Origin of the sequence: Amycolatopsis echigonensis, from assembly GCF_002846615.1 — a bacterium.
GTDB lineage: Bacteria > Actinomycetota > Actinomycetes > Mycobacteriales > Pseudonocardiaceae > Amycolatopsis > Amycolatopsis echigonensis.
On record NZ_PJMY01000003.1, the window covers coordinates 2,980,681 to 3,004,784 of the forward strand.

Annotated in this window: 21 protein-coding genes; 9 read left to right on the top strand and 12 right to left on the bottom strand. The window is 70.3% G+C overall.

The annotated features are described in order from the left end of the window. Positions 1 to 19 precede the first annotated feature (19 nt). The 4 genes from ATK30_RS18980 to ATK30_RS18995 all read right to left on the bottom strand — a co-directional run bounded on the left by ATK30_RS18980 (position 20) and on the right by ATK30_RS18995 (position 5,339). Positions 20 to 2,248: an ADP-ribosylglycohydrolase family protein gene (locus tag ATK30_RS18980; RefSeq protein WP_101436729.1), complete on the bottom strand. Its 2,229-nt coding sequence runs from the start codon at positions 2,246 to 2,248 to the stop codon at positions 20 to 22. Next, entirely contained in the window at positions 2,249 to 3,625 is a 1,377-nt protein-coding gene (locus ATK30_RS18985) for a TNT domain-containing protein (protein ID WP_167442194.1), read from the bottom strand. A 20-nt stretch (positions 3,626 to 3,645) separates the two neighbouring features. Next, entirely contained in the window at positions 3,646 to 3,945 is a 300-nt protein-coding gene (locus ATK30_RS18990; RefSeq protein ID WP_101436731.1) for a hypothetical protein, read from the bottom strand. An 80-nt stretch (positions 3,946 to 4,025) separates the two neighbouring features. Continuing rightward, on the bottom strand, positions 4,026 to 5,339 hold the full coding sequence (locus ATK30_RS18995; RefSeq protein ID WP_244194652.1) for an MFS transporter: 1,314 nt from the start codon (positions 5,337 to 5,339) through the stop codon (positions 4,026 to 4,028). Positions 5,340 to 6,245: 906 nt separating this feature from the next. Here ATK30_RS18995 and ATK30_RS19000 point away from each other — a divergent pair. After that, a complete protein-coding gene (locus ATK30_RS19000; RefSeq protein ID WP_167441951.1) occupies positions 6,246 to 6,827 on the top strand; it encodes a YqgE/AlgH family protein in 582 nt (193 codons plus the stop codon). On the opposite strand, the gene ATK30_RS19005 is transcribed toward ATK30_RS19000, so the two are convergent. Continuing rightward, on the bottom strand, positions 6,824 to 7,243 hold the full coding sequence (locus tag ATK30_RS19005) for an SdpI family protein (protein WP_101436733.1): 420 nt from the start codon (positions 7,241 to 7,243) through the stop codon (positions 6,824 to 6,826). The two genes, ATK30_RS19000 and ATK30_RS19005, sit on opposite strands and share 4 nt — an antisense overlap. A gap of 65 nt (positions 7,244 to 7,308) precedes the next feature. On the opposite strand from ATK30_RS19005, the gene ATK30_RS19010 reads away from it, so the two are divergent. The 3 genes from ATK30_RS19010 to ATK30_RS19020 all read left to right on the top strand — a co-directional run bounded on the left by ATK30_RS19010 (position 7,309) and on the right by ATK30_RS19020 (position 12,203). Then, positions 7,309 to 8,466 (top strand): esterase-like activity of phytase family protein, encoded by a 1,158-nt coding sequence (locus ATK30_RS19010; protein WP_167441952.1) that lies wholly within the window; start codon positions 7,309 to 7,311, stop codon positions 8,464 to 8,466. A gap of 158 nt (positions 8,467 to 8,624) precedes the next feature. Beyond that, the gene (gene leuS / locus ATK30_RS19015) at positions 8,625 to 11,513 is read left to right on the top strand and encodes a leucine--tRNA ligase (RefSeq protein WP_183125753.1); all 2,889 of its coding nucleotides are present in this window, start codon (positions 8,625 to 8,627) and stop codon (positions 11,511 to 11,513) included. 51 nt (positions 11,514 to 11,564) lie between these two features. Further along, the gene (locus tag ATK30_RS19020; protein ID WP_244194653.1) at positions 11,565 to 12,203 is read left to right on the top strand and encodes a hypothetical protein; all 639 of its coding nucleotides are present in this window, start codon (positions 11,565 to 11,567) and stop codon (positions 12,201 to 12,203) included. A 7-nt stretch (positions 12,204 to 12,210) separates the two neighbouring features. Here the strand turns inward: ATK30_RS19020 and ATK30_RS19025 are convergent, their stop codons facing one another. Both ATK30_RS19025 and ATK30_RS19030 read right to left on the bottom strand, forming a co-directional pair. Next, positions 12,211 to 12,978: a hypothetical protein gene (locus ATK30_RS19025; RefSeq protein ID WP_101436735.1), complete on the bottom strand. Its 768-nt coding sequence runs from the start codon at positions 12,976 to 12,978 to the stop codon at positions 12,211 to 12,213. Further along, positions 12,975 to 13,715 (bottom strand): ATP-binding cassette domain-containing protein, encoded by a 741-nt coding sequence (locus ATK30_RS19030; RefSeq protein ID WP_244194654.1) that lies wholly within the window; start codon positions 13,713 to 13,715, stop codon positions 12,975 to 12,977. The genes ATK30_RS19025 and ATK30_RS19030 overlap by 4 nt, the downstream gene beginning before the upstream one ends. Before the next feature lie 286 nt (positions 13,716 to 14,001). Between ATK30_RS19030 and ATK30_RS19035 the strand changes: the two genes are divergently transcribed. Beyond that, positions 14,002 to 14,739 (top strand): SDR family NAD(P)-dependent oxidoreductase, encoded by a 738-nt coding sequence (locus tag ATK30_RS19035; RefSeq protein WP_101436736.1) that lies wholly within the window; start codon positions 14,002 to 14,004, stop codon positions 14,737 to 14,739. On the opposite strand, the gene ATK30_RS19040 is transcribed toward ATK30_RS19035, so the two are convergent. Next, complete coding sequence (locus ATK30_RS19040) at positions 14,736 to 15,473, bottom strand: TetR/AcrR family transcriptional regulator (protein ID WP_101436737.1); 738 nt, start codon at positions 15,471 to 15,473, stop codon at positions 14,736 to 14,738. The genes ATK30_RS19035 and ATK30_RS19040 overlap by 4 nt on opposite strands. Before the next feature lie 343 nt (positions 15,474 to 15,816). Here ATK30_RS19040 and ATK30_RS19045 point away from each other — a divergent pair, with 343 nt between their 5' ends. From ATK30_RS19045 to ptsP, 3 genes are read left to right on the top strand one after another with little or no spacing between them, the layout of a single operon-like run. Continuing rightward, on the top strand, positions 15,817 to 16,689 hold the full coding sequence (locus ATK30_RS19045; RefSeq protein WP_101436738.1) for a ribokinase: 873 nt from the start codon (positions 15,817 to 15,819) through the stop codon (positions 16,687 to 16,689). Between the two features lie 28 nt (positions 16,690 to 16,717). Continuing rightward, positions 16,718 to 17,455, top strand: coding sequence for a hypothetical protein (locus ATK30_RS19050; RefSeq protein ID WP_101436739.1), 738 nt, complete (start codon positions 16,718 to 16,720; stop codon positions 17,453 to 17,455). After that, positions 17,448 to 19,124, top strand: a complete 1,677-nt coding sequence (gene ptsP / locus ATK30_RS19055) for a phosphoenolpyruvate--protein phosphotransferase (RefSeq protein WP_101436740.1) — start codon at positions 17,448 to 17,450, stop codon at positions 19,122 to 19,124. Before ATK30_RS19050 ends, ptsP begins: the two co-directional genes overlap by 8 nt. A gap of 58 nt (positions 19,125 to 19,182) precedes the next feature. On the opposite strand, the gene ATK30_RS19060 is transcribed toward ptsP, so the two are convergent. Further along, entirely contained in the window at positions 19,183 to 19,845 is a 663-nt protein-coding gene (locus ATK30_RS19060; protein WP_101436741.1) for a DUF1707 SHOCT-like domain-containing protein, read from the bottom strand. A 129-nt stretch (positions 19,846 to 19,974) separates the two neighbouring features. Between ATK30_RS19060 and ATK30_RS19065 the strand changes: the two genes are divergently transcribed. Further along, positions 19,975 to 20,967, top strand: coding sequence for a hypothetical protein (locus ATK30_RS19065; protein ID WP_244194655.1), 993 nt, complete (start codon positions 19,975 to 19,977; stop codon positions 20,965 to 20,967). 2 nt (positions 20,968 to 20,969) lie between these two features. Here the strand turns inward: ATK30_RS19065 and ATK30_RS19070 are convergent, their stop codons facing one another. The 3 genes from ATK30_RS19070 to ATK30_RS19080 are packed head-to-tail and all read right to left on the bottom strand — an operon-like array spanning position 20,970 to position 23,973. After that, positions 20,970 to 21,626, bottom strand: a complete 657-nt coding sequence (locus ATK30_RS19070; RefSeq protein ID WP_101436743.1) for a response regulator — start codon at positions 21,624 to 21,626, stop codon at positions 20,970 to 20,972. Next, positions 21,623 to 22,756: a MacS family sensor histidine kinase gene (gene macS / locus ATK30_RS19075; RefSeq protein WP_101436744.1), complete on the bottom strand. Its 1,134-nt coding sequence runs from the start codon at positions 22,754 to 22,756 to the stop codon at positions 21,623 to 21,625. The genes ATK30_RS19070 and macS overlap by 4 nt, the downstream gene beginning before the upstream one ends. Next, the gene (locus ATK30_RS19080) at positions 22,753 to 23,973 is read right to left on the bottom strand and encodes an AI-2E family transporter (protein ID WP_101440931.1); all 1,221 of its coding nucleotides are present in this window, start codon (positions 23,971 to 23,973) and stop codon (positions 22,753 to 22,755) included. Before ATK30_RS19080 ends, macS begins: the two co-directional genes overlap by 4 nt. Positions 23,974 to 24,104 lie beyond the last annotated feature (131 nt).

Consider the following 24,104-nt stretch of genomic DNA (forward strand, 5'->3'; position numbering starts at 1 on the left):
TACCTGCTCGGGTGACCGATCAGTGCCGCGGGTACCGCTGCACCCAGGCGTCGCCCAGTGCGTTGCGCGCCGAATGGCGGTCGAAATGCCACAGCGCGTCGGTCGCCACCTGTTCGATCAGGTGGTGCAATTCGAGCTGTTCGACCCACTTCCGGGGCAGGCCGGGGACGCCCACCCGCGCGCCGAGCAGCGCACCGGTCAGTGCGCCGGTGAGCGCGCTGCGGCCGGAGTGGTTCACCGAGCGGAGCATCGCCTGCTCCGGGTAGTTCTCGAACCCGGACAGCGCGGCGAACGAACGGCCGAGAACGGACAGCGTGCTGTGCCCGTCGCCGATCAGCTCCGGCATCCGCAGGTCCGGCAGGCCGTGCTCGCCGAAGAACGGCACCGCCTCGGCCACCAGGTCGCGCACCGGTCCCCACTCCGGGCCGTCGTGCTCGTCGAGGACCTCGCGAGAAAGGTTCCAGACCGGATAACTGAACGAGTCCTTGGTGAGCGCCTTCTCGAACACCCATGCCAGGTAGGTCGCGGCGGCCACGTCGTCCGGCTGGTGCGTCACGCCGGCCAGATCGCGCACGACCTGGCTGATGCCGCCGCTGAACCCGGTTCCCGGACCCGCCGCGGTCAGCACCGCGGGCAGCGCGCCGAGCAGCGCGGTCGGGCCCGACATCGGCGCGGCTTGCGGATCACCGGTGACCAGCGCGAGGTACGCGTTGAGTTCGGCGTCGTCGATCGCGCGGCGGGCATGCAGCTCGGGCACCTTGACGAGGAAACCGTCGGCGTTCTGGATCGCCGCGCCCTGCGTGTGCAACCAGCGGCCCAGCGCGCCGCGGACCACGCCGGGGAACAGTTTTTCGACGTCACGCGCCTCCGGCTGCTCGCGATGCGGGCTCCGGATCACCGCTTCGGTCAGGAAAAGCAGCCGCTGGGTCATCGAGCCGATCCGGCCCGGCAGGTCGAACGCGAGCGGCAGGTCGCGGACGCCGTCCGGACCGTAGGTCGAGACGATCTCGTCCAGCCGCATCCGGTCGACGGCCGACCCGAGCGCCTCGCCGAGCGCGAAGCCGACCCACGCGCCGACGACCCGCTGCCAGCCGTACCGGAAGTTCTCCAGGCTGACCTCGGGGTACTTGCCGAACGTGTCGAGCCTCGGGACGATCCGGCCCTCGTTGTCCCAGGACGGCACGAGACCGTTGGCGCGCAAGTCATTCGGCCGCGAGCGGCTCGGCTCCGGCTGTTCGAACCGGCGCAGCCACGACCGGCCGAGGACAGTCCGGCGGCATTCGTCCGCGGTCAGCTCGAAACCGTGCCGCCGCGCGCGTTCCGCGGCCGCCTTCGGCACGTCGACCGGCTTGTCCAGCCCGAGCCGGGCGGCGGTTTCGACGGCGAACTTCTCGAGGTCTTCTTCGATTTCCGGGCAGCGGCCGTTCTCGTCGACCCGCGGCTCCTGCCGGGGAAATCGCTTCGCGATCGCGGTCAGCTCGGCTCCGGCGACGTCCTCGAAGGTCGCCGGACCGCCGTTGATCACGAGGTTCGGCGGATGCTCGAATTCGGCGAGCGTCGCGAGGTCGACGCGCCACCAGGCGTGCTCGCGGGCGGGCAGGTTCCGGGTCGAGCTGAACACGCGCAGCTCGTTGCGTTCCTCGGAGAAGTAGAACCGGTCGGTCGCGCCGGTTTTGAGGTCGAACGGCACGAAGACTTCGCAGCGCAGCAAGCCGATCAGCAGCTGCTCGCGGGAGAGCCAGCCGACGCTGGCGAAAGCGAGAAGGGTTTCCAGCGGGTTTTCCGGTTTCGGGTAGCCGCGGCGGATCGGGCCGGCCTTGTACTCCGGGTTCTCGCGTTCGTCACCGGTCTGGTGGCCGTCGTCGTCGACCTTCACCCAGCCCGCGACCGCGGGCAGCGGCACGCCGAGTTCGCCCAACCCGGCCTTCGCGTACTCCGGGTCGACGACCTCGCGCCAGCTCTCCTGGCCGGGGTACGCGACCGGGGTGCTGAGCCCGCCCGGATGCGGATGCGCCTGGCGCAACTCGCCGTCCGGCTCGCGCACGAGCACCGACGGCGCGGGGAACAGCTCTTTGTCCGGACGGCCGTCGTCGAGGAACGCGACGGTGTTGTAGGGGATCGACCAGCCCTCGGGGACCCGCAGCACGCGGTCGTGGTCGACCCGGAGGCCGCCCGGCCCGGAGACCTCGGGGCCGTGCACGGCGCGCAACCACTTCCCGACCTTCTCCACCGCTTCCGCCGCTTCCACCTACTCGATCCTCTCCAGGCTTCCGTCGGACTCGTGCTCCGCGATCGGCTTGGGCAAGACGTACGCCACCGCGCCCCCCGGAAGGTTCGCCCAGGGCACCGTCACTCCGGTGATCACATAGAGTGATCTTCGGAGGCGGAAAGTGCTGGTCATGCGCTCCCGTTCGAGTGGCAGGGACGTCGTCGCGAACCGTACCGCCTGGTGATGGACCAGGTTGCCGGGTTCTTCGCCGAATCGCAGAACGACGGTACCTTCCGCCAACCGAGTGAGTCTCTTGTTCCGCAGGAGCGTGAGGGGAGGGTCACCCGGCGCGGGCTGGACCGGCCAGTCGGCGACCTCCCGCGCCGTTTCCAGCGGGGTTTCGCGGCCGCCGGTCGCGCGGGCGGGATGCATCAGCAGCGCGCCGAGCAGCTGCTGAGCGGCGTCTTCAAGGCGGGCGAAGCTCTGCTCGCGACCGTCCGGCGCGACGACCGCCCATCCGGCTTTGACCTGGTAGAGGCTCCACTTTCCGGACTCCCGGCCGCCGAGACAGCGGACGTCGGGCCACACGCCGAAGGAGTCGAGCCGGTGGCCGAGGTGGGTCAGGACTTCGGCGTCGGACAGGACCGGGTCCGGGTTGGTCTCCCGCTCGGCGGCGATGTCGGCCGCGGTCCGCTGGACGTCGGTCGCGGTCGGTCGCGGACGAGGTTCCCCCGCAAGATCGGCTTCCGCCGTGCGGCGCACCAGAGGTTCGACGTACGGCGGATGAAAGCCCAGGTCACGGATGTGCTGAAGCAGTTCCGGCTCAGGCGCGGTCCCGTTTTCGCGCAGCTGCTCGGCCACCTCGAGCGGCCAGATCCAGGTGCCGTCGGTGCGATGTCGTGGTCCGGCCTCGGCCTCGCGTTCGAGGTACCGCAGCACGAGCGGCAGTTCTGCCTCCGGCAGCGGTTCGCGGGTTCCGGCGTCGGCCGTGGCGTGCCGGAACACGACGCCGAGCGGGAGGCCGACGTGCAGCCGCCACCAGTCGGGAAGGTGCTCGTCGTCGCGGGGGAAGGTGGTGAGTTCGGCGAGGTAGGCGGTCGAATCGGGCGGCGTCGTCCACGGGGGCTCGTCGTCGGTGAAGTAGTCGAAGTCGAACGCGTCGTCCGGGGTGAGCACGTAGCGCGCCTGAATCCAGGTGCCGCGGCCCTCTTGGTACATCTCGGCCCGCAACGCGGTGAGCCGCTGGACCACCTCCGTGCTGGCGACTGTATTGCGCGCCTGCACCTCGAAATGGTCGCCGAGCTGGGCGAACCCGATTCCGGCCGCCGCGTCCGGATCTGCCCGGTGCGCCCGGATCAGCCGGCCGATCTCGACGAGCGCCTGCTGACCGGTACTCGCTGGTTCCACGTGAATCATCCCGTCCGGAGCGGACGGCATCAGGACCCGCGTCGGCGGTTCTGCGGAACGGGTCCGCGCGGACGGACGCGGCGCGGGGTCGGCCGCGGGGCAGGCATTGACGAGGCGTGCTGCGGTTCGGGTGCGTCGGCGAGGTGCTGCACGAGTGCCTGGACGGTCGACGCGAGCTGCGCGGGCGTCGTTCGTTCGAAGGCGTCCGGCGCGAATTCGAGCCGGCCGAGCGTGCCAGCCGGTCCGGCGGTCGCGCGGACGAGCCCGTCGGGCGAGGTCAGGACAGCTGAGGCGTCGAGACGGGCACGGTCGTCGCCGATGGTGCTCACGGTGGCCCCCCCGTGTCGGTTGCGCTGCCGAGATTAACTCGACTGGGTCGCAAGTCACCCTAATGCTAGACAGTGAGTTACTACCCCCGTTTGGGTGCAACGGTTTGCGGCAGCGAATCGACGCGGCGTCGGCGGGCCAGCAGATATCCGGCACCGCCCAGCAGGTACAGCGCGGTCGCGCCGACCATCAGCTCCGGCGAGTACCCGTTGTCCTTGACGAAGACGGCCGCGATCGCGACCGCCACCACCTGGGTGATGTTGAACAGCGTGTCGTACAGCGCGAAGACCCGCCCGCGAGCCTCGTCCGCGACATCGAGCTGCACCGACGAGTCGACGCACAGCTTCAGCACCTGGCCAGTGCCCATCACCAGGAACGATGCGATCAACGCCAACGGCAGCAGCATCGGCAACCCCAACGCCGCCTGCGCGATCGCGGCGAGGAGCAACGCGCCCAGCACCGTCCGGACCCGCCCGATCGAGCGGATCAACCGAGCCGTCACCAGCCCCGCGACGAGAATGCCTGCCCCCGCACACGCGACGAGTTGTCCGAGCCCGGGCAGTCCCGCGCGGAAAACCCCGTCGTCAGTGAAGTAATTGCGCATCAGCAGCACGCTGAGCAGCAACGAAATCCCGTACGCCGCTCGGTGCGCGAACAACGCGACGAACCCAGCCGTGACGCTAGGAGCCCGCCACGCGTGCCTCGCTCCATCAGCAAGCCCGCGCGCGACCGCCACCACGGGATTTGTCGGTTCATCGACCACGGTCGGCCCCAGGATGCCCTTCGCGAACCGATGCGCGAGCGCCGCCGACACCAACGCGCCGACCGCCGCGAACGCCGTGGTCTCCGCCGACCCGATGTCGCCGGATCCGAACACCGCCCGCAACCCGATCGCGCACCCGCCGCCGACGACCGCGATCGCCGACCCGAGCGTCGCCGCCACCGCATTAGCCGAAACCACCGCCTGTGGCTCCACGACGTGCGGCAACGCAGCCGACAACCCAGACCCGATGAACCGGCTGATCCCCTCGGCAAGCAGCGCGAGCGAGAACAACCCGATTCCACCCACCCCAGCACCGACCGCAACGACCGACGCCACGATCGCCACGGCCCGCACGAGGTTCGCGAATACGAGCACCCGCCGCCGGTCCCACCGGTCAAGCAACGCTCCCGCGAACGGCCCGACCAGCGAATACGGCAGCAGCAAAGCCGCAAACCCCTCCGCGATGGCCAACGGATCAGCCGCCCGCTCGGGGTTGAACAAAACCGCCCCAGCCAACCCAGCCCGGAAGACGCCGTCGCCCCACTGCGCCGCGAACCGCGTGAACAGCAACCGCCGGAACAACGGATCCCGAACCAGCCCGCGCACCCCGCCCCGCTCCCCCGCCACCCTCACCCCGCAACCCTACCGAGGCCCCCCGACAAAACCCCCGAAACGAGACACCACACCAACTCCACCGCACAGTCCCGCGATCAGCCGACCAAAGCGACTCAAGACAACGAAGCACGCGGCCGTGGAGCCTGATGCCGCGACATCGCCCCAGCCCGCAAAGCGCGACAGACCAGCCGAAGCGAGAAGGACACCCAGGCAGTGCCCTAACCGAGACGGCTCACCGCACGACGAGGTCCTCCGGACCAGACCGACCCGCTAAGAGCCTGGATCGAAGCGTGCCTCGCGCAGCGACGCGCGGCCAAATGCGGCGAGACCCCGCCCGCAGTGCACGTGAGGCCAGGCGATGTGAGCAACGCCCCGTCGGAAGGCGGCTCGACCGCAGCGAGGTCCTCCGGACCAAACCAGCCCACTAAGACAGACCAGGAAGCCCGCCGTCGCGCACCCCACGCCCATCCGGACGCTCCGCCTTCCCCCCACCCGCAGAGCACCCTGGCCCAGCCGACCCCACCCGAAGGCCGCAACCTCACCGGCACAAAGACCCGCAATCCAAACGCAACTCCCCCAACCCACCCCAGCCACCAAGAAAGCCAAAGGGGGCCCCGCCCCCGACCACCCCGAAAACCGCACCGAAGGCACCGCGGGGGTCCGGGGGGCTCGGCCCCCCGGGTACCCAGCGCCGGTGGCCCGGGGAAGGTGCCGCAGGCACCGAACACGAAAAGCCGACACCGGCGCACTCGTTTCGCCTCTCGGCGGCTTGGCGCAGTGTGGCTCCGGCCGGACCGGTATTCCACAAAGGCGGTTCTTCAGTGAGCCCGGGGGACACGAGTGCGCCGGCTCACTGTTCTCAACGAGGCGGGTGGTGCTGGTGTTCCCGTGCCGGGAGGATTTCCGTCGGCGGGTGATGGGATCATGGGTGACGTGCCAGCGGACGCCGAGGTTGAACCGGGAACGCTCCTGGTCGCCGCACCCACGATGTTCGACCCGAACTTCAAGCGGACGGTGGTGTTCGTGATCGATCACCGGGCGGAGGGCACGCTCGGGGTGGTCTTGAACCGGCCGTCCGATGTTCCGGTGAATGACGTCCTGCCGGGGTGGGGCGCGCATGTCGCGGAGCCGCAGTCCGTGTTCGTCGGCGGGCCGGTCGACAAGAAGACCGCGCTGTGTCTCGCCGCGTTGCGGACTGGGGAGTCCGCTTCCAGCGTGCCCGGTGTGGTCGCGGTGCGGGGGCCGGTGGCGCTCGTCGATCTGGACAGCGATCCCGAAGTGCTCGTGCCCAAGGTGCGCGGCGTGCGCGTGTTCGCGGGCTACGCCGGGTGGGATTCAGGGCAGCTCGCGGGCGAGATCGAGCGCGAGGACTGGGTGATCGTCCCCGCGTTGCCCAGCGACATTCTCGCGCCGCCGAGCCGTGACCTGTGGGGCCAGGTGCTGCGCCGCCAGGGGGTGCCGCTCGCGTTGCTGGCCACCCATCCTGGCGATTTGCAGCGGAACTAGGCGTCGCTGGACTTCTGCAGGACTCCGCAGCCGCCGGCACCGCACGCGCAGCCGCTGCAACCGGCCGGGGCCGGCGAGGGCGCGGGCACGCTCAGGGCCGCTCGCGCGCCCATCCGGGCACCGGCGACGACCATCACCAGCAGGCCGAGCAGTCCGACGATCGCGGCGGCCACCAGGCCCGCGGTGGCGGGGATCGCGAGACCGGCGAGTCCGCAGACGACCGCGGCCGCGCCTCCGGCGAGCGTCGGGATTCCGGCCACCCGGTTGGCCAGCTGGAACGCCTCCTCGCTGCGCATCGAGGCTTCGGTCCGGACTCCGGCCCCGCCTGCCCTGGTCAGGCGTCCGCGCACGCCGAGGAAACCACCCCAGCCGACGACGACACCAAGGACGATCGGGACGAGCGCGATAGCGAACACCCCCTGAGGATAAGCGTGACCTCGCGGCAATGCCCCGGATACCCTCGTCGGCTGTGCTACGGGCCATGTCTTCGTCCACGCGACGCCGGCTGCTCGCCGCCGGGATCGTCACCGTGTCCTTGCTGGTTCCGGGAACAGCGCAGGCGTCACAGCGTCCGGTCCGGTTGCTTGGCGAGCAGCTCGTACCGCACAACCTGCAGTTCCAGGGCACCACCGTCGGCGGGTTGTCGTCGGTCGACTTCGATCCGCGCACCGGCGGTTACGTCTTCATCAGCGACGACCGGTCCGCCGTCAACCCGGCCCGCTTCTACACCGCGAAGTTCGACGTCAGCGCCAAAGGTGTGGGTCCGGTCACCTTCACCGGCACGCATCCGCTGCTGCGCCCGGACGGCACGCCGTACCCGCCGCTCGCGAAGAACGACCCGGCCGCTCCGCAGAACGAGCAGACGATCGATCCGGAGGAACTGCGCGTCGACCCGTGGAGCGGGCATTACGTCTGGTCGCAGGAAGGCGACCGGCTCGCTGACCAGCACCTGATCCAGCCGTCGATTCGCGAAGCCACCCGCGACGGGCACTACGTCCGCGACCTGCCGCTGCCCGCCAACGAGCGGATGACTCCGGACGCCGGTCCGCGCCGCAACTACGTCCTCGAAGGCCTCGCCTACACCGGGTTCGGCACGCTGCTGGCCAGCGAGGTCGAGGCACCGTTGCGGCAGGACGGCCCGCCGCCCACGCCGACGTCGGGGGCGTTGTCGCGGATCACTCTCCAGCGCCGGTCCGGACCCGTGCTCGCGCAGTACGCGTACCCGCAGGAGAAGCTTTTCTCCGCGCCGAAGCCGGCCACCGGGTTCGCGGACACCGGCGTTTCGTCGATGCTCGCGGTGAACCAGGCCGATCCGACGAAGTTCCTGATGATGGAGCGGTCCTTCGTCACCGGCGTCGGCAACAAGGTGCGCATCTTCGAGATCGACACCACCGGCGCGACGAACGTCCTCCACACCCCGTCCCTGGCAACCGCGGAGCACGTCCGGCCGGTCAAGAAGAAGCTGCTCGCCGACCTCTCCGACCTCCCGCTTTCCACGGTGGACAACATCGAGGGGATGACCTGGGGACCGGCGCTGCCGTCCGGGGAGCGCAGTCTCGTGCTCGTCAGCGACAACAACTTCTCCGCGTCCCAAGTGACCCAGGTCGTCGCTTTGGCGGTCCCGTCGGAACGGCTTTGACCAGGGCGTTACGATGAGTGCGTGAACATGGCTCGGCTGCTCCTTGGCCTGCCGCGCTGACCTGGTCCGATGACCGGCTCGGCGCGGCGACCCCTCATGCCTTCTGGCTTGGGGGGTCGAGTTGTTTCTGGAGTGGCTCGACACGGAGGAAGACGGCGATGACAGGGTCTGACGAGGCCACCGGGGCCGCGACGAAGAACGTCGCGGACGCTGAGCACGCCCCGCCGTTCCGCTACACCGCGGAGCTGGCCGGGCAGATCGAGCAGCGCTGGCAGGACCACTGGTCCGACCACGGCACCTACCACGCTCCGAACCCGGTCGGCCCGCTCGCCGAAGAGGGCGAGCCGGTGCCCTCGGACAAGCTGTTCGTACAGGACATGTTCCCGTACCCGTCCGGTTCCGGCCTGCACGTCGGGCACCCGCTGGGCTACATCGGCACCGACGTCTACGCGCGCTACCACCGGATGATCGGCCGGAACGTGCTGCACACGCTGGGCTACGACGCGTTCGGCCTGCCCGCCGAGCAGTACGCGGTGCAGACCGGCACGCATCCGCGCACCACGACCGAGCAGAACATCGCCACCATGCGCCGCCAGCTGAAGCGGCTGGGCCTGGGACACGACGAGCGCCGGTCGATCGAAACGATCGACCCGGACTACTACAAGTGGACCCAGTGGATCTTCCTGCAGATCTTCAACTCCTACTACGACGAGGACGCCCGCAAGGCGCGTCCGATCGAGGAGCTGGAGAAGGCGTACGCCGCGGGCGAGCGCTCGACGCCGGACGGCCGTCCGTGGGCCGAGCTGAGCCACGTCGAGCAGCGCAAGATCATCGACGACCACCGGCTGGTCTACATCTCCGAGGCTCCGGTGAACTGGGCCCCCGGCCTGGGCACCGTCGTCGCGAACGAGGAGGTGACCGCGGACGGCCGCAGCGACCGCGGCAACTTCCCGGTGTTCCGCAAGAGCCTGCGCCAGTGGATGATGCGGATCACCGCGTACGCCGACCGCCTGGTCGACGACCTGGACCTGCTGGACTGGCCGGAAAAGGTCAAGTCGATGCAGCGCAACTGGGTCGGCCGTTCGCAGGGCGCGCGGGTCTCGTTCGCCGCGGGTGACGAGAAGATCGAGGTCTTCACCACTCGTCCGGACACGCTGTTCGGCGCCACCTACATGGTGATCGCGCCGGAGCACCCGCTGGTCGAGAAGCTGACTGCGGCGCAGTGGCCGGGCGAGCACCCGGAGAGCTGGACCGGCGGCGCGAAGACGCCCGTCGAGGCCGTCGCCGCGTACCGGGCCGCCGCCTCCCGCAAGTCCGATCTGGACCGGCAGGAGAACAAGGAGAAGACCGGCGTCTTCACCGGCACCTACGCGGTGAACCCGGTCAATGGCAAGGAAATCCCGGTCTTCGTCGGCGACTACGTGCTGATGGGCTACGGCACCGGCGCGATCATGGCGGTGCCCGCGCAGGACCAGCGCGACTGGGATTTCGCGAAGAAGTTCGAGCTGGAGATCGTCCGCACGGTCGACCCGGGCGAGGGCTTCGAGGGCGAGGCGTTCACCGGCGACGGTCCGGCGATCAACTCCGCCAACGACACCGTCGACCTGAACGGCATGGGCGTCGCGGACGCCAAGAAGACGATCATCGCCTGGCTGGAGGACCGCGGCGCGGGCGAGGGCACCGTGCAGTACAAGCTGCGCGACTGGCTGTTCGCGCGCCAGCGCTACTGGGGCGAGCCGTTCCCGATCGTCTACGACGAGAACAACCTGCCGATCGCGCTGCCCGAGGACCAGCTGCCGGTCGTGCTGCCGGAGGTCGACGACTACTCGCCGAAGACCTTCGACCCGGACGACGCCGATTCCGAACCGTCGCCGCCGCTGTCGCGCGCGAAGGACTGGGTCGAGGTCACCCTGGACCTGGGCGACGGGCCGAAGAAGTACCGCCGCGACACCAACGTCATGCCGCAGTGGGCCGGTTCCTGCTGGTACCAGCTGCGCTACGTCGACCCGGCGAGCCAGGACGTGTTCTGCGCGCCGGAGAACGAGGCCTACTGGCTGGGCCCGCGCCCGGCTGAGCACGGCGTGGACGACCCGGGCGGCGTCGACCTGTACGTCGGCGGCGTCGAGCACGCGGTGCTGCACCTGCTGTACTCCCGCTTTTGGCACAAGGTGCTGTACGACCTGGGCCACGTCTCCTCGAAGGAGCCGTACCGCCGCCTGTTCAACCAGGGCTACATCGAGGCGTTCGCCTACACCGACAAGCGCGGTGTGTACGTGCCTGCGGAGGAGGTCGTCGAGCGCGACGGCAAGTTCTTCTTCGGCGACGAAGAGGTCAAGCAGGAATACGGCAAGATGGGCAAGAGCCTGAAGAACGCCGTGACGCCGGACGAAATGGCGGACACCTACGGCGCGGACACCTTCCGCGTGTACGAGATGTCGATGGGGCCGCTGGACATGTCGCGGCCGTGGGCGACCAAGGACGTCGTCGGCGCGCACCGGTTCCTGCAGCGGCTGTGGCGGCTGGTGGTCGACGAGCAGACCGGCGATCTGCGGGTTTCGGCGGACGAGGCGACCGAGGCGGACCGGAAACTGTTGCACCGCACCATCGCCGGGGTCCGCGAGGACTACGCGGAGATGCGGTTCAACACCGCGGGCGCGAAGCTGATCGAGCTGAACAACCACCTGACCAAGGTGTACGGCTCGGCCGCGGCGACCCCGCGCGAACTGGCCGAACCGCTGGTGCTGCTGCTGGCTCCGCTGGCCCCGCACGTGGCCGAGGAGCTGTGGCACCGGATGGGCCACGCCGATTCGCTGGTGCACGGGCCGTTCCCGGTCGTGGACGAGAAGTACCTGGTCGAGGACTCGGTCGAGTACCCGATCCAGGTCAACGGCAAGGTCCGCTCGCGGATCACCGTGGCCGCGGACGCGAAGAACGACGCGGTGCAGGCTGCCGCGCTGGCCGACGAGAAGATCGCCGCGCTGGTCGGCGACAAGACGCCGCGCAAGGTGATCGTGGTGCCGGGCCGTTTGGTCAACATCGTGCTCTGAAAAAGCGCATTCCGGCCCGGGAGCCGATCCCGGGCCGGTACTGTGCTGTCCGTGCGTAACCGGGCGATCACTGCGGTCACTGTGGCCACTGTCGTAGCGGCGGCAGTGCTTTCCGGGTGCGCCGTCGCTCCTGCTCCGCCACCGGGGAAGCCCGCGCCGCGGCTGCCGGCGGATTCGATCGCGTACGACACGCTGCCCGTCATCACGAGCCGGCCGAAGCTGTTCCCCGGCGACTGTTCACAGTTCGAGAAGAACCCGGCGTTGCTGGGCACCCTCGGCGGCAGTTCGCCGACGTACAACCCGTATGCCAAGGCCTGCGTCATGAAGCGGTCGGCGGGCACGCAGGTCGAGGTCGGCTCGATGGACCCGGACCAGCGCATCCCGGAGCCGTGGCCGGGCTGGTGGAAGGTCTACGACTACAGCGTCTACCACTTCCGCCGGATGCTGGTGCTGGACCGCTACTACGCGGTTTCCCAGCTCGACGGGTACGGCTGCAAGGTCGCGGTGAATACTGGTTCGCCGCAGGTGCTCACCGTCCGGGTCGGCGCCGAATTGGGCCAAGGTCCGGTCCCCGGCGACAGCGTCGACGTCGATCGCCAGACCGCTCAGCGGTTCTGTCCGGACGCGCAGAAGGCCACCGAGGACTACCTGAACACAGTCGACCCCGGCGGCGGCTCGCTGGCCGGCTGAGCTGGGGTCACGCCGCTTCTCGCGTGCCCGCCCGCCAGATCGCGACCCCGGCCAGGCCGATCCACACCACCAGCGACGCCGCCAGCGCGACCGGTCCGTGCTTGGCGATCCCCGCGAGCTGACGCGCGGGTTCGGCGGGATCGACCCATCCCGCGTAGTCGATGCCGCTCTGCAGGAACACGAACAGCAGCGACAGCAGGACGTAGGCGGTGATCGCTCCGGCGGTGTTGGGGATCAGCCAGCCGATGGTGACTGCGAACAGGGTCATGCAGAATCCGCCGAGCAGAATCGTCGCGACCATCGAGCCCGTCCGGGCGTCGAGCAGGAATTGTGTGTCGTACGCGTCGAGGCGGCTTCGGTAGTAGGTGAAGGTCATCAGCAGGTGCAGCCCGGAAGCGACCAGCCAGACGCCGAACGCGATGGTGGCCTGAGCGAGGACGTAGCGCAGCCGCGACGGCTGGGCGAGCAGGGTCGGCTGCGCGCTGCGGTAATGCCATTCCGCGGCGATCAGCTTCACGAGCACGACGTTCATCAGGACCGCGCCGAGCCGGATCGTGAGGAACACCGGCAACAGCTGCTTGTCGAGCGTGTAGTCGCGCATTCCGCCCTGCAAGAACAGCAGCGACAGCGTCACCAACAGGACCGGCGCGGAGAGCACCAGGATCTTGTCCGCCACCGTCGCGGTCATCTTCCGCAGCTCGACGCCCACCACGGTGCCGAACGACGCGCGCCGCTGCGCCGGGGCCTGCCACGCGGGTGCCCGCGCCGGGATCATCGGGCTCCTCCGGTGAGCCGGAAGAAAAGCTCTTCCAGGTTCTGCTGTTCCTCGCGCAGCTCCAGCACCTGCACGCGGGCGCTGAACGCGAGGTCGGACACCTGCTTCAGCGGGGCGGCGACGGACACCCCGTCCACGCTGGTCTGGCGCAGTTCGAGCCGAGCCTGCCGCAGTGCGGAGGTGAGCCGGGGCAGGTCGGTGGTGCGGATGAGAGTGCGAGCCGGTCCGGCGAAGCTCTCCAGCGGACCGTCGGCGACGACGCGACCCTGGCCGATCATCACCACGCGGTCCGCGGTTTGGTCCACTTCGGACAGCACGTGGCTGGACAGCAGCACGGTGCCGCCGCGCTGGGCGTACCCGCGCAGCAACTGCCTGGTGGAGCGGATGCCGTCCGGGTCGAGGCCGTTGATCGGTTCGTCGAGGATCAGCACCGGCGGATCGCACAGCAGCGCCTGCGCGAGGCCGAGCCGCTGCCGCATGCCGAGGCTGTACTTGCCGATCCGCCGGTTCGCCGCGTCGGCGAGGCCGACCTGCCCGAGCACCTGATCCACCCGGGTGGCGGGCAGCCGCATCAGTTTCGCGGCGTTGAGCAGGTGGTGCCTGCCGGTGCGGCCGGGGTGCACGGCGGACGCGTCGAGCAGCACGCCCGCGACGTGCGCCGGGTTGGGCCACTCGCCGAAGCGGCGGCCGGCGATGGTCGCGGTCCCGGACGTCGGCGTGGTCAGGCCGCAGATCATCCGCAGCGTGGTCGATTTGCCCGCGCCGTTCGGTCCGAGAAGGCGGTCACCGTGCCCGGCCGCAGGCTGAACGACACGGTGTCGACCACGCGGCGTTGGCTGTAGACCTTCACCAGCTCTTGGACGTGCAGCAACCCGTCCCTCCCCCGTTCTCCCGCTGGCAGGAGTTTGTCACACGCTGTGGCCGTCCGGGCGCGGAATCGGACCGCCACGACCGAAAGACGCCAGCTTCGCCCGTTGTTCGGCGCTTCGATGGTTGAAAGCGAAACAAACCGAAAGGACGGACATGAACCTCGACGGCAAAGTGGCGCTGGTGACGGGCGGGAGCCGCGGAATCGGTGCGGCGACGGCACTGCGGCTCGCCGAGGCTGGGGCGGATGTGGTGCTCACCTACGCGGTGAACGCCGAGCAGGCAGCGGAAGTGGTCGACCGGATCAAGGCGCTCGGACGGCGTGCGCTCGCGGTCGGCGCCGACAACGCGGATTCGGCGGCGGTGGAGGCCGCGGTGGAAGCGGCGGTCGCCGAGTTCGGACGGCTGGACGTGCTGGTCAACAACGCGGGCGTCGGTTTCGTCGGGCCGTTGGAGCAGACCGGAATGGACGACGTCGACCGGGTGCTCGCGGTCAACGTGCGCGGTGTGCTGGCCGCGACCAAGGCGGCGGCCAAGCATCTCGGCGAAGGCGGCCGCGTGATCACGATCGGCAGCTGCGTGACCGATCGCGTGCCGGGACCGGGGATGGTGCTGTACGCGGTCAGCAAGTCCGCGATGGTCGGGCTGACCAAGGCGCTGTCCCGTGAACTGGCTCCGAACGGCGTGACGGTGAACCTGGTGCACCCGGGACCCACCGACACCGAAATGAACCCGGCCGACGGCCCCTATGCCGCGGACCAGGCGTCGATGACCGCGGTCGGCCGGTACGGCAAGCCCGCGGAAGTGGCTGACACGGTGGCGTTCCTCGCCTCGCCGGCCAGCGCGTACGTGACCGGCTCGACCATCTCGGTCGACGGCGGCCACGCGGCCTAATCCGAGTAGAGGCCGACGTCTCGCGCGAGGTCGGTGAGCATGGCCTCGAACAGGACGTCCGGTTTCGACACCGGGATCGGGTAGTTGCCGAACACCTCGAGGGTCACGTGGCCGTAGAGCCGCGCCCAGAAGGTGATCATCAGATAGGTGAGCCCGAGGTCCAGCTTCTCCGGCGGGATTTCCCGCCCGGACTCCTTGAGCACCGTCAGCAGGTCCTGCTGGAACGCGGTGAGGTCGTCGCGGAGTTCGGGCGGGACCACGTCGTTCGGCGGCATGACCAGGTCGTGCTGGGCGAGCACGTGGCCGGCCGCGGCGAGGAAGATCCGGCCGAACGGCTCGTCGAGCCTGCGCAGCGCGCTGCCGGTCGCGGTGCCGGTGGACCCGGTGGGCGACGCGAACACCAGCGTGAATTCCTTGGTGTGGGTCAGCGCCCAGCGGCGGAACCCTTTGCAGATCTGAAAGAGCTGCAGCAGGCCCTCGTCCTTCAGCTCCGCGATGTCCTCGGCGATTTCGGCGGCGAGGTCGGTGCAGACGTCGAGACGGAGGTTTTCCAGCAGGTCGTCGCGGGATTCGTAGTAGCGGTAGAGGGCCGGTGCGGTGATCCCCAGCTCCCGGGCGATGGCCCGCAGCGTGACGGCCTCCGGGCCCTGGCCTACCAGCAGGTTTCGCGCGGTCCGGCGGATGTCCGCTTCGGTAGCCGCTCGCGCGCGACCCCTGCGTGTGGGGCTGCTCATCTGGGCAGTCTAGGTGGTCTGGACACCGATTCAGCTGCCTGGCGCGCGAATCGGGGCGCCGCCGACGCCGATCACTCGGGGGGCTACGTGATCGGCGCCGGCGACCCGATGCCCTCTCCGGTGCGCTTCCGGTCGGGGCAACGTCATCGGCTCAAGGCCAGTGACGCTCGAAGAAGAGCGAAGCCCGGCACGGAAGTGACGCCTGGGGGATACGGATCCCCCGATCGAGTGACGGCCGTTCGCTGTTCCGCCTGATTGTCGCACTCCGCGCCGAGAAAGTTACAAACACTTTCACTTTCGGGCACCGAGGGCGGAAAGGACGGGTCATGGCAAAGTGGCGGCCATGAGTCATGCGGTACTGGTGGTCGGGTCCGCGAATGCGGATTTGGTGGTGCCGGTCGACCGTCGACCCGGCGGCGGCGAGACGGTGCTGGGCGGCGACACCGCGTTGTCCCCTGGCGGCAAGGGCGCGAATACCGCGGTCGCGGCGGGAAAACTCGGTGCGGACGTCGCGTTGCTCGGCGCGGTCGGCGACGATCCCTACGGTCGATTGCTGCGGGATTCGCTGGCGAATGCGGGGGTCGACACGCAATTCGTCCGGACCGTCGAGCGGCCTACGGGAATCGCCTACATCACCGTGACTCCGGACGGGGAAAACTCCATCCTCGTCTCCCCTGGGGCGAACTCCGCGCTGGAACCCGAGGACATCACCGACGAGGCGTTGGACGGCGTACGCGTGCTCGTCGCCTCGCTGGAAGTGCCGCTGCCGACGATCGAGCGCGCGGTGGTGCGGGCGCGCGAAAAGGGCGTGCGGGTGCTGCTGAACCTCTCGCCGGCGGCCGAGGTGTCGCCGGAAACGCTGGCCGCGCTGGACGTCCTGCTGGTCAACGAACACGAGGCCGCGTACCTGCTCGGCTCGGAGGACGCTGACCCGCGCAAACTGCTCGACCTCGGCCCGCGCGCGGCCGTCGTCACGCTCGGGGCCAAGGGCGCGGCGGTACTCGAAGGCGATAAGTCGACAACGGTCGAGTCGCCCAAGGTGGAAGCGGTCGACACGACAGGCGCGGGCGACGCGTTCGCCGGTGCGCTGGCGGCGGCCCTCGCGGACGGCGCTGACCTGGTCGAAGCCGCTGAGCGGGCGGTGAAGGTGGCCGCGGTGACCGTGACCCGCCGGGGCGCCCAGCCGTCGTATCCGACGGCCGCCGAGCTGGAATGAGGCACGTCCGGACCGTGTTGCAGGTCACGTGGGCGATTCGTTCGGTTCGGCGTGGTGGCAGGGGTACGCGACCCGGTTGCGGAGGATCGCGGCGGCGCGGCCGCGTGATCCGCTGGCTTTGATGCCGCTCGACGAGACGCTCGCCGCACTGGGCCGAACAGCGGAAACTTACGAAGGGCTGCGCTCGGTCCCGGTTGACGGCGTCGTGGGTTCCCTCGCGCGCGCCGACGATTTCGACCGGCTGTTCCGGCCCCGAAACCGCGCGCTGCGAGCCCGCTGGCGGGCGATCGCCGACGCCGTCGGGGAGCTTCCGCCGGTGCGGCTCGTGCGGTTGGGCGACATGTACTTCGTGGAGGACGGACATCACCGGATCGCGCTGGCCAGGGCGCGCGGCGCGGAGACGGTCCTGGCCGAGGTGCGGTCGGTCTGCACGGTCGCGTGGGCGATGCGCTGCCTGACTCTCGCGGACCTGCCGTCGAAGAGGGCCGAACGGATGTTCCTGGAACGGGTTCCGCTCGCCGACGCCGACCGGACCGACCTGTGGCTGGACGATCCGGCCGACTGGTTCCGGCTCGCGGACTCGGCGGAGGCCTGGGGTTTCCGGCAGACTTTGCGGGGCCGGGTGCTGCGCGACCGCGCCGAACTGGCCCGCGCTTGGTGGCACGAGGAGGTGCGTCCGGTGGTCGAACGGATGCGAAATCGGGAAATGGGTGCGGCGCCGCGGGAGATCGCCGTCTATGTGAGCTATGGTCTAGACCATGTCTGAGAGTGCCGCCGCTCCGGCCGAGTCGCTGTCGCGCCCTTCCTCGCTGACCGGGGTCGCGGTGAGCCCCGGACGCGCGAGCGGACCCGTCGTACGGGTCGCCGAGCCGCTCGGGGAACCCGCCAGCACGCCCGCGCCGGACGATCCGGCGGCGGAGGCGGCCCGGATCGAACCCGCCGCGCGAGCGGTCGCCGCCCGGCTGGAAGCGCTGGCCGAGGCCGCGACCGGCGAGGCCGCGACGATCCTGGTCACGACCGCCGCGATGGCCGCCGACCCGGCGCTCGCCGCTCAGGCTCAACAGCTGGTGACGGCGCGGAACCTACCCGCGGCCCGCGCCGTCTACCAGGCCGCTGAAGGCTTCGCCGACGCGCTGGCGGCCGCAGGCGGGTACATGGCCGAGCGGGTCCGCGACGTCCGGGACGTGCGCGACCGGATCGTCGCCGAACTGCTCGGCGTCGCCCCGCCCGGCGTGCCCGAGCTGGCGTCGCCGAGCGTGCTCGTCGCGCGCGACCTGGCCCCGGCCGACACCGCGGGGCTCGACCCGGCGAAGGTGCTCGCGCTGGTCACCGAGGAGGGCGGCCCGACGAGTCACACCGCGATTCTGGCGCGGGCGCTGGGAATTCCGGCCGTCGTCGCGGTGCGCGGGCTGCTGGCCTCCGACGCCGAGGCGCTGTCGGTCGACGGCGACACCGGCGTGGTCGAGGCGGTCGACCCGTCCGCGCCGATCGTCACTGCCGCGGCTGCTGGTCCGGCCGAGTGGAACGGCGTCGGGGAACTGTCCGACGGGCACCGGGTGAAGGTGTACGGCAACGTCGGCTCCCCGGCCGACGCGCAGGCCGCCGCGGACGCGGGCGCCGAGGGCGTCGGGCTGTTCCGCACCGAGTTCTGCTACCTCGACGCGCCGGCCGAGCCGTCTGTCGAAGAGCAGCGAAAAGCTTATGCCGCAGTGCTTTCGCCGTTCCGCGGCAAGCCGGTCATCGTGCGCACGCTGGACGCCGGCGCGGACAAGCCGCTCGCGTTCCTGTCCCCGGAGGACGAGCCCAACCCGGCGCTCGGCGTCCGCGGCCTGCGGATCGCGTTCGACCGGCCGGAGGTGCTCGACCGGCAGCTGCGAGCCATCGCGGGCGCGGCGGAGGATTCCGGCGCGGAAGTCTCGGTGATGGCCCCGATGGTCGGCACCGTCGAGGAAGCCGCCTGGTTCGCCGAACGCGTGCGCGCCGCCGGGATCGCGCGGGCGGGCGTGATGATCGAGATCCCCGCCGCCGCGGTGCTGGCGCGGGAAATTCTCGGCGTGGTCGATTTCGTCTCCGTCGGCACGAACGACCTGGCCCAGTACACCTTCGCCGCCGACCGCCAGCTCGGCGCGGTGGCGAAGCTGAACGACCCGTGGCAGCCCGGTCTGCTCCGCTTGCTGAAGCTGATCGGCGACGCGGCGGAAGCGACCGGAAAACCGGCGGGCGTGTGCGGCGAGGCCGCGGCCGACCCGCGGCTCGCGCTGGTGCTGGCCGGGCTCGGCCTGACGAGTCTGTCGATGAACGCCCCGGCGATCCGGGCGGTCGGCGCGAGTCTGTCGACGGTGTCGCGGAAGCAGGCCCGCGAGATCGCGGAGGCGGCGCTGGCCACCGTCGATCCGGTCTCGGCGCGCAAGGCGGTCGCGGACGCGCTGTCCTAGCCGGGGGACGCCGGATCCGGGTGAGAGATGGGGTACCGGATCCGGCGCCGGACGCTGGTCAGCCGAAGATGCCCCGCCGAGGGTGGCGGATGACCAGCGAGCCTCCGTGGACGCGGCCGGTCAGCACGTAGCGCGGGGTGCCCGCGCGGCCGTTGCTGCCGGTCTTGTCGTCGAGCGAGCCGAACTTGATCTCGGTGATCGAGTTGTAATCCACCGCCGCGTGCTGCGGGATGATCAGCTCGACCGAACCCCACTTCGAGTCGAGTTCGATCTGCACCACCGGGGTGGCGACGCGGGCCTCGGTGAAGTCGAGTTTGGTGCTGCCGTACTTGTTGCGCACCACCATCGCGGCCGGGACCTGCCACGGGCCGCTGCGCTGCAGTGACGAGTACTTGGCGTTGAGCTCGAGCCGCTGGCCCAGTCCGTAGTTCGGCCCGTAGCCGGGAGGTTCGGTCTGCGGCGCGTACTGCGGAGCCGCGCCGGGGTGCACCAGGCCGGGCAGGTCAGCGAGGACGGTGTTGAGCTCGCCGCGGGTGCGGGCCGCGAGCGCCTGGTCGGTGCGTTCGGTGAACTCGTCGAGGGTGAGCATTCCCTGTCCGATGGCTTTCTGCAGCACGCCGACGACGTGTTCGCGTTCGTCGTCGGACACCCGGATGTCGCGCGCGGTCAACGGCTTGGTCTCGGTCGCGGGCTGCGCGGCGGTCGTCTCTTCCTCGGCCATGGCTTCGATGGTAGAACTCGATTTCCGCTGGCAGATCGGGGAAAAACCCTGAACGGACCCGTACCCCGCGCACTGGTCGCCCTGATCGCGGCCGGCTGCTTGCTGACCTCCTGCACGAGCGGCGCTCCGGTGCCCGCGCCGGCGAGTTCGGCGCGTCCGACCCCGACCACACCCCCGCCGACCGGCCTCGACGGGCGCGTCGCCACTGACGGCATCGGCGTGGAACTGTTGCTGGCCACGTCGCCGCCGACGGTGTTCGACGCCGACTCAGGCGTGCGCGGCACCCTGCCCGGCGTCCCCGGTGGGGAACGAGTGGTGTCGGTGCTGCGCGTCGGCCACACCCCGGTCGTGCTGACCGCGCCGACCTGCCAGCAGTCCGGCTGCGCCCCGGCCGAGGTGTACGTCTACCTGGGGCTTTCGCCCCCGCGGTCGCTCGGCAAAGCGGTGAGCGCGGCCCCGGGAGCGGACGGCACCAGCGTGTGGCTGATCCGCGAGGACGGTCCGGACCTCTGCCGGCTGGAACACGTCGCGCTCACCGGCGTCTCGTTCGGCCACGGCACCGTGGCGTCCTGCCGCACGCTCGTCCGGGTGGAGACGTCGCACGGACTGCTGATCACCGTCGGCGGCGGCACCGCCGAGACCGTCGACGTGCTGATCGACCCGGCCACCGGACGCACCGTGCAGCAGTCGCCGCGCATTCTCGCCGCGGCCGGCGACCGGCTCGTTCTTGGCGGGCTCACCGACCTGACCGTGTTCGACCTGCGCAGCGGAGCGCGAAAACCCGTGGCGCTGCCGGTGCCACAGCCCAACCCGTACGTGCTGCCCAGCCGGGACGGCAGCGTCGCCGCGGTCGATTTCGGCACCCCGTCATTCGCCGGAACCGGCACGCAGACCCGGGACCTGTGGCTGCTGGACCTGCGCGATGGCACCTGGCAGGAGGCTCCGTCGATGCCGTATTCGACGGAGAACCTGAAGCACTCCGGCCTGGAGTGGACCGAAGCGGGTGACTTGATCGTGGACGACGGCGTCGTCGCGGCGTGGCATCCGGGCGAACCGGCTTGGCGGCTGGGGAAGGCGAAACTCGCCGCGGCGCAGCAGGCCGCCGGGGTCGCGACCTCCTGAGGTCAGTCCTCGTCCAACCCGTGCTCGATCGCGTACCGCGCCAGCTCGACCCGGTTGTGCAGCTGGAGCTTCCGCAAGGTCGACTGCACGTGGTTCTCCACGGTCCGGTGCGACAGCACCAGGCGCTCCGCGATCTGCCGCGCGGTCAGCCCTTTCGCGACCAGCCGGAGCACGTCGGTCTCCCGGTCGGTGAGCCGCGGCGGTTCCGGAGCGCCGTCCGGAGCGTCGGCCATCCGCCGGTACTCGCCGAGCACCAAGCCCGCCAGCCCGGCGGTGAACACCGGATCGCCGTCGGCCGTGCGGCGCACCGCGTCCACCAGTTCCGCGGCGGAGGCCGATTTCACCAGGTAACCCGACGCGCCCGCCTTCACCGCTTCCAGCACGTCGCTGTGTTCGCCGCTGGCCGAGAGCACCAGCACGCGCGTGTCGGGGGCCGCCGTGGTGATCTCGCGGGTCGCCTCGACGCCGGACGTGCCGCCGAGGTTCAGGTCCATCAGCACCACGTCCGGCCGCACCGCGCGCGCGATCCGGATCGCCGCCGGAGCGTCCGGTGCGGTCGCAGCCACCTCGAACCCGTTCTCGCTGAGGTCGCGCGCCACGCCGTCGCGCCAGATCGGGTGGTCGTCGACCACCATCACGGAGATCGTCCGTTCCGTCATCGTCCGTCCCTCATCGTGGCTGGCACCCGCACTTCCCACTCCGTGCCCCGGCCCGGAGCGCTGTCCAGCACCGCGGTCCCGCCGAGATCCTCCGCTCGGCCGCGAATCGACTTCACTACTCCGAGACGGCCCTCGGCCGCCGCTCGTTCCAGCCGGCCGGCCTCGATCCCCGGTCCGTCGTCGCGGATGCTCACCACGACCTCGCCGCCGAGGTCTTCGAGCAGCACCCAGGCGTGCGCTTCCGGACCAGCGTGTTTCTCCACGTTAGCCAGTGCTTCGCGGGTGATCGCGACGAGTTCCTCGGTGACGTGCGCGGGCAGGTCAACCGTGCCCGCGGGCGTCGACACCTGCACCGACGTGGTCGCCAGCAGTTGCAACGCCGAACGGAGGTCCACGGTATCGCCGGACCGCGTCGGCTCGCTGCTCACCAACGCGCGCAACGCGATCTCCTGCTCCCCCGCGAGCCGCGCCAACTCCGCTGCTTCGCCGCCTACTTCGAGACCGCGCCGCCGTACGCGCGCGAGGACCTGAAGCACGCTGTCGTGAATCGAGCGTGCGAGCCGTTCACGCTCGGCCGTCGCTGCTTCGGTGCGAAGTGCGCGCGCGAGCGCTTCGGCGGACGTACGCGCGAGCGTTGCCGCCATGCCGACAAGGAGACCACTCGCGCACAGCAGAACCCCGTCACGGACAACGTCGAGGTCGATCTTCTCGCGCGCGAGACCAGTTCCCACTGCGACGACGAGGCCCGCCACGACGCCGCCGCGCGCGCCGAAACGCGTTGCCGCGGCGAGCGGTGCGACTGCCGCCCACACTGTCGTGATCAACGGCGAAGCCGCGTCGTACTGCGCGTCCGACAGGATCCACGGTGACGTGAGCATGAGCGCTGTGGTGAGCAGGACGTCGAGAATCACCAGCCAGCGATGCCGTCCGCTCTCGCGCACGTACGCGAGACTCGACCCGGCAGACCACGCGCCCATCACGCCGACGACGAGCCACGCCAGCCACGGCCGTTGAAAGTCGGTGTGGTGCGCGATCACCACAGCCAACGCGAACAGCCAGGTGACGATGCGCAGCACCACGACACCGCGCCACAGCGGCGTCGCCGGATCTCGGGTGGATCGAACAGTCACTTCTCGTCTTCGCCGGACCCGGCGTCCTTGTCGTCGCCGGAGTCCTCGCCTTCCATGGAGTCGTCGTTGGGATTCGCGGCCTGGCTGTGCAGCGCGTCGACCGTCGCCGGATCGGGATCGTGCTCGTGCAGCAGCGACCGGACCCCGGCGTTGAGCACGGCCAGCAGCGGAACCGCGAGCAGCGCGCCCGCGATGCCCGCGGCGACCAGGCCGACGGCGATCGCCAGCACCACCGCGAGCGGGTGCAGCCGCACCGCGCGGCCGAGCAGCAACGGCTGCAGCACATGGCTTTCCAGCTGCATCACGCCGACCACGATGGCCAGCACGACCACCGCGCCGATGATGCCCTTCGACACGAGCGCGATCAGCACCGCGACGCCGCCGGTGATCAACGCGCCGATGATCGGGATGAACGCGCCGAGGAACACCAGCGTCGCCAGCGGGATGACCAGCGGCACGCCGACGATCCACAGCCCGATGCCGATGCCGACCGCGTCGACCACGGCTACCGCCGCCGTCGCGCGGATGTAGCTCACCAGCGACGCGAACCCGCGCCGTCCCGCCACATCCACCCGGTCGCGTACCCGGTGCGGCACGCCGCGCACGAGGAACGACCAGATGCCGTCGCCGCCGGCGAGGAAGAAGATCGTGACGAACAGCGTCAGCACGAAGCCGGTGAGGATCTCGCCGACGGTGCCCGCGGTGGTCAGCGCGGTGGTGGTGATCGAGGCCTGGTTGTTCTGCAGGAAGCCGATCGCCTGGTTGATGAAGTCCTGGATCTGCTCCTGGCGCAGGTGCAGCGGGCCGTTGATCAGCCAGTCCTTGATCTGGTTGAGGCTGGTGGTCAGCTGCTGCTGCAGTTCCGGGAGGCCGCTGGAGAACTGGGTGATCACGAAGGTCAGCAGTCCGCCGAGCACGGCGAGCCCGGCCACGAGCACGATCGCCGTGGCGAGCCCGCGCGGGAAGCGGACCTGCACGAGCCGCGACACCGCCGGGGCCAGCAGCGCCGAAAGCAGCAGCGCGATCGACACCGGCACCACGACCGAGGCGAGGTAGCCCAGCAGCCACACCACCGCGTACAGCGCGGCGATCACCACGATGAACCGCCACGACAGCGCGGCGGACACGCGCAGGCCGCGCGGGATGAAGCCGGTGACGTCGGCGACTGGTTCGGAAAGGGACGGTTGTTCGCGTTGTCCGCGCCCAGGCTGGCTCACGGGGTCAACCGTATCGGCCCGGGCGGCGAAAACCGGGCGGATCGCCCAGCGGCCGGCGCGAATCACCGCTTCGCCGGGGCCGCGCGTACCGACTCTGGAGTAACCGGCCGTCTTCTCTGCGGATGACCCAT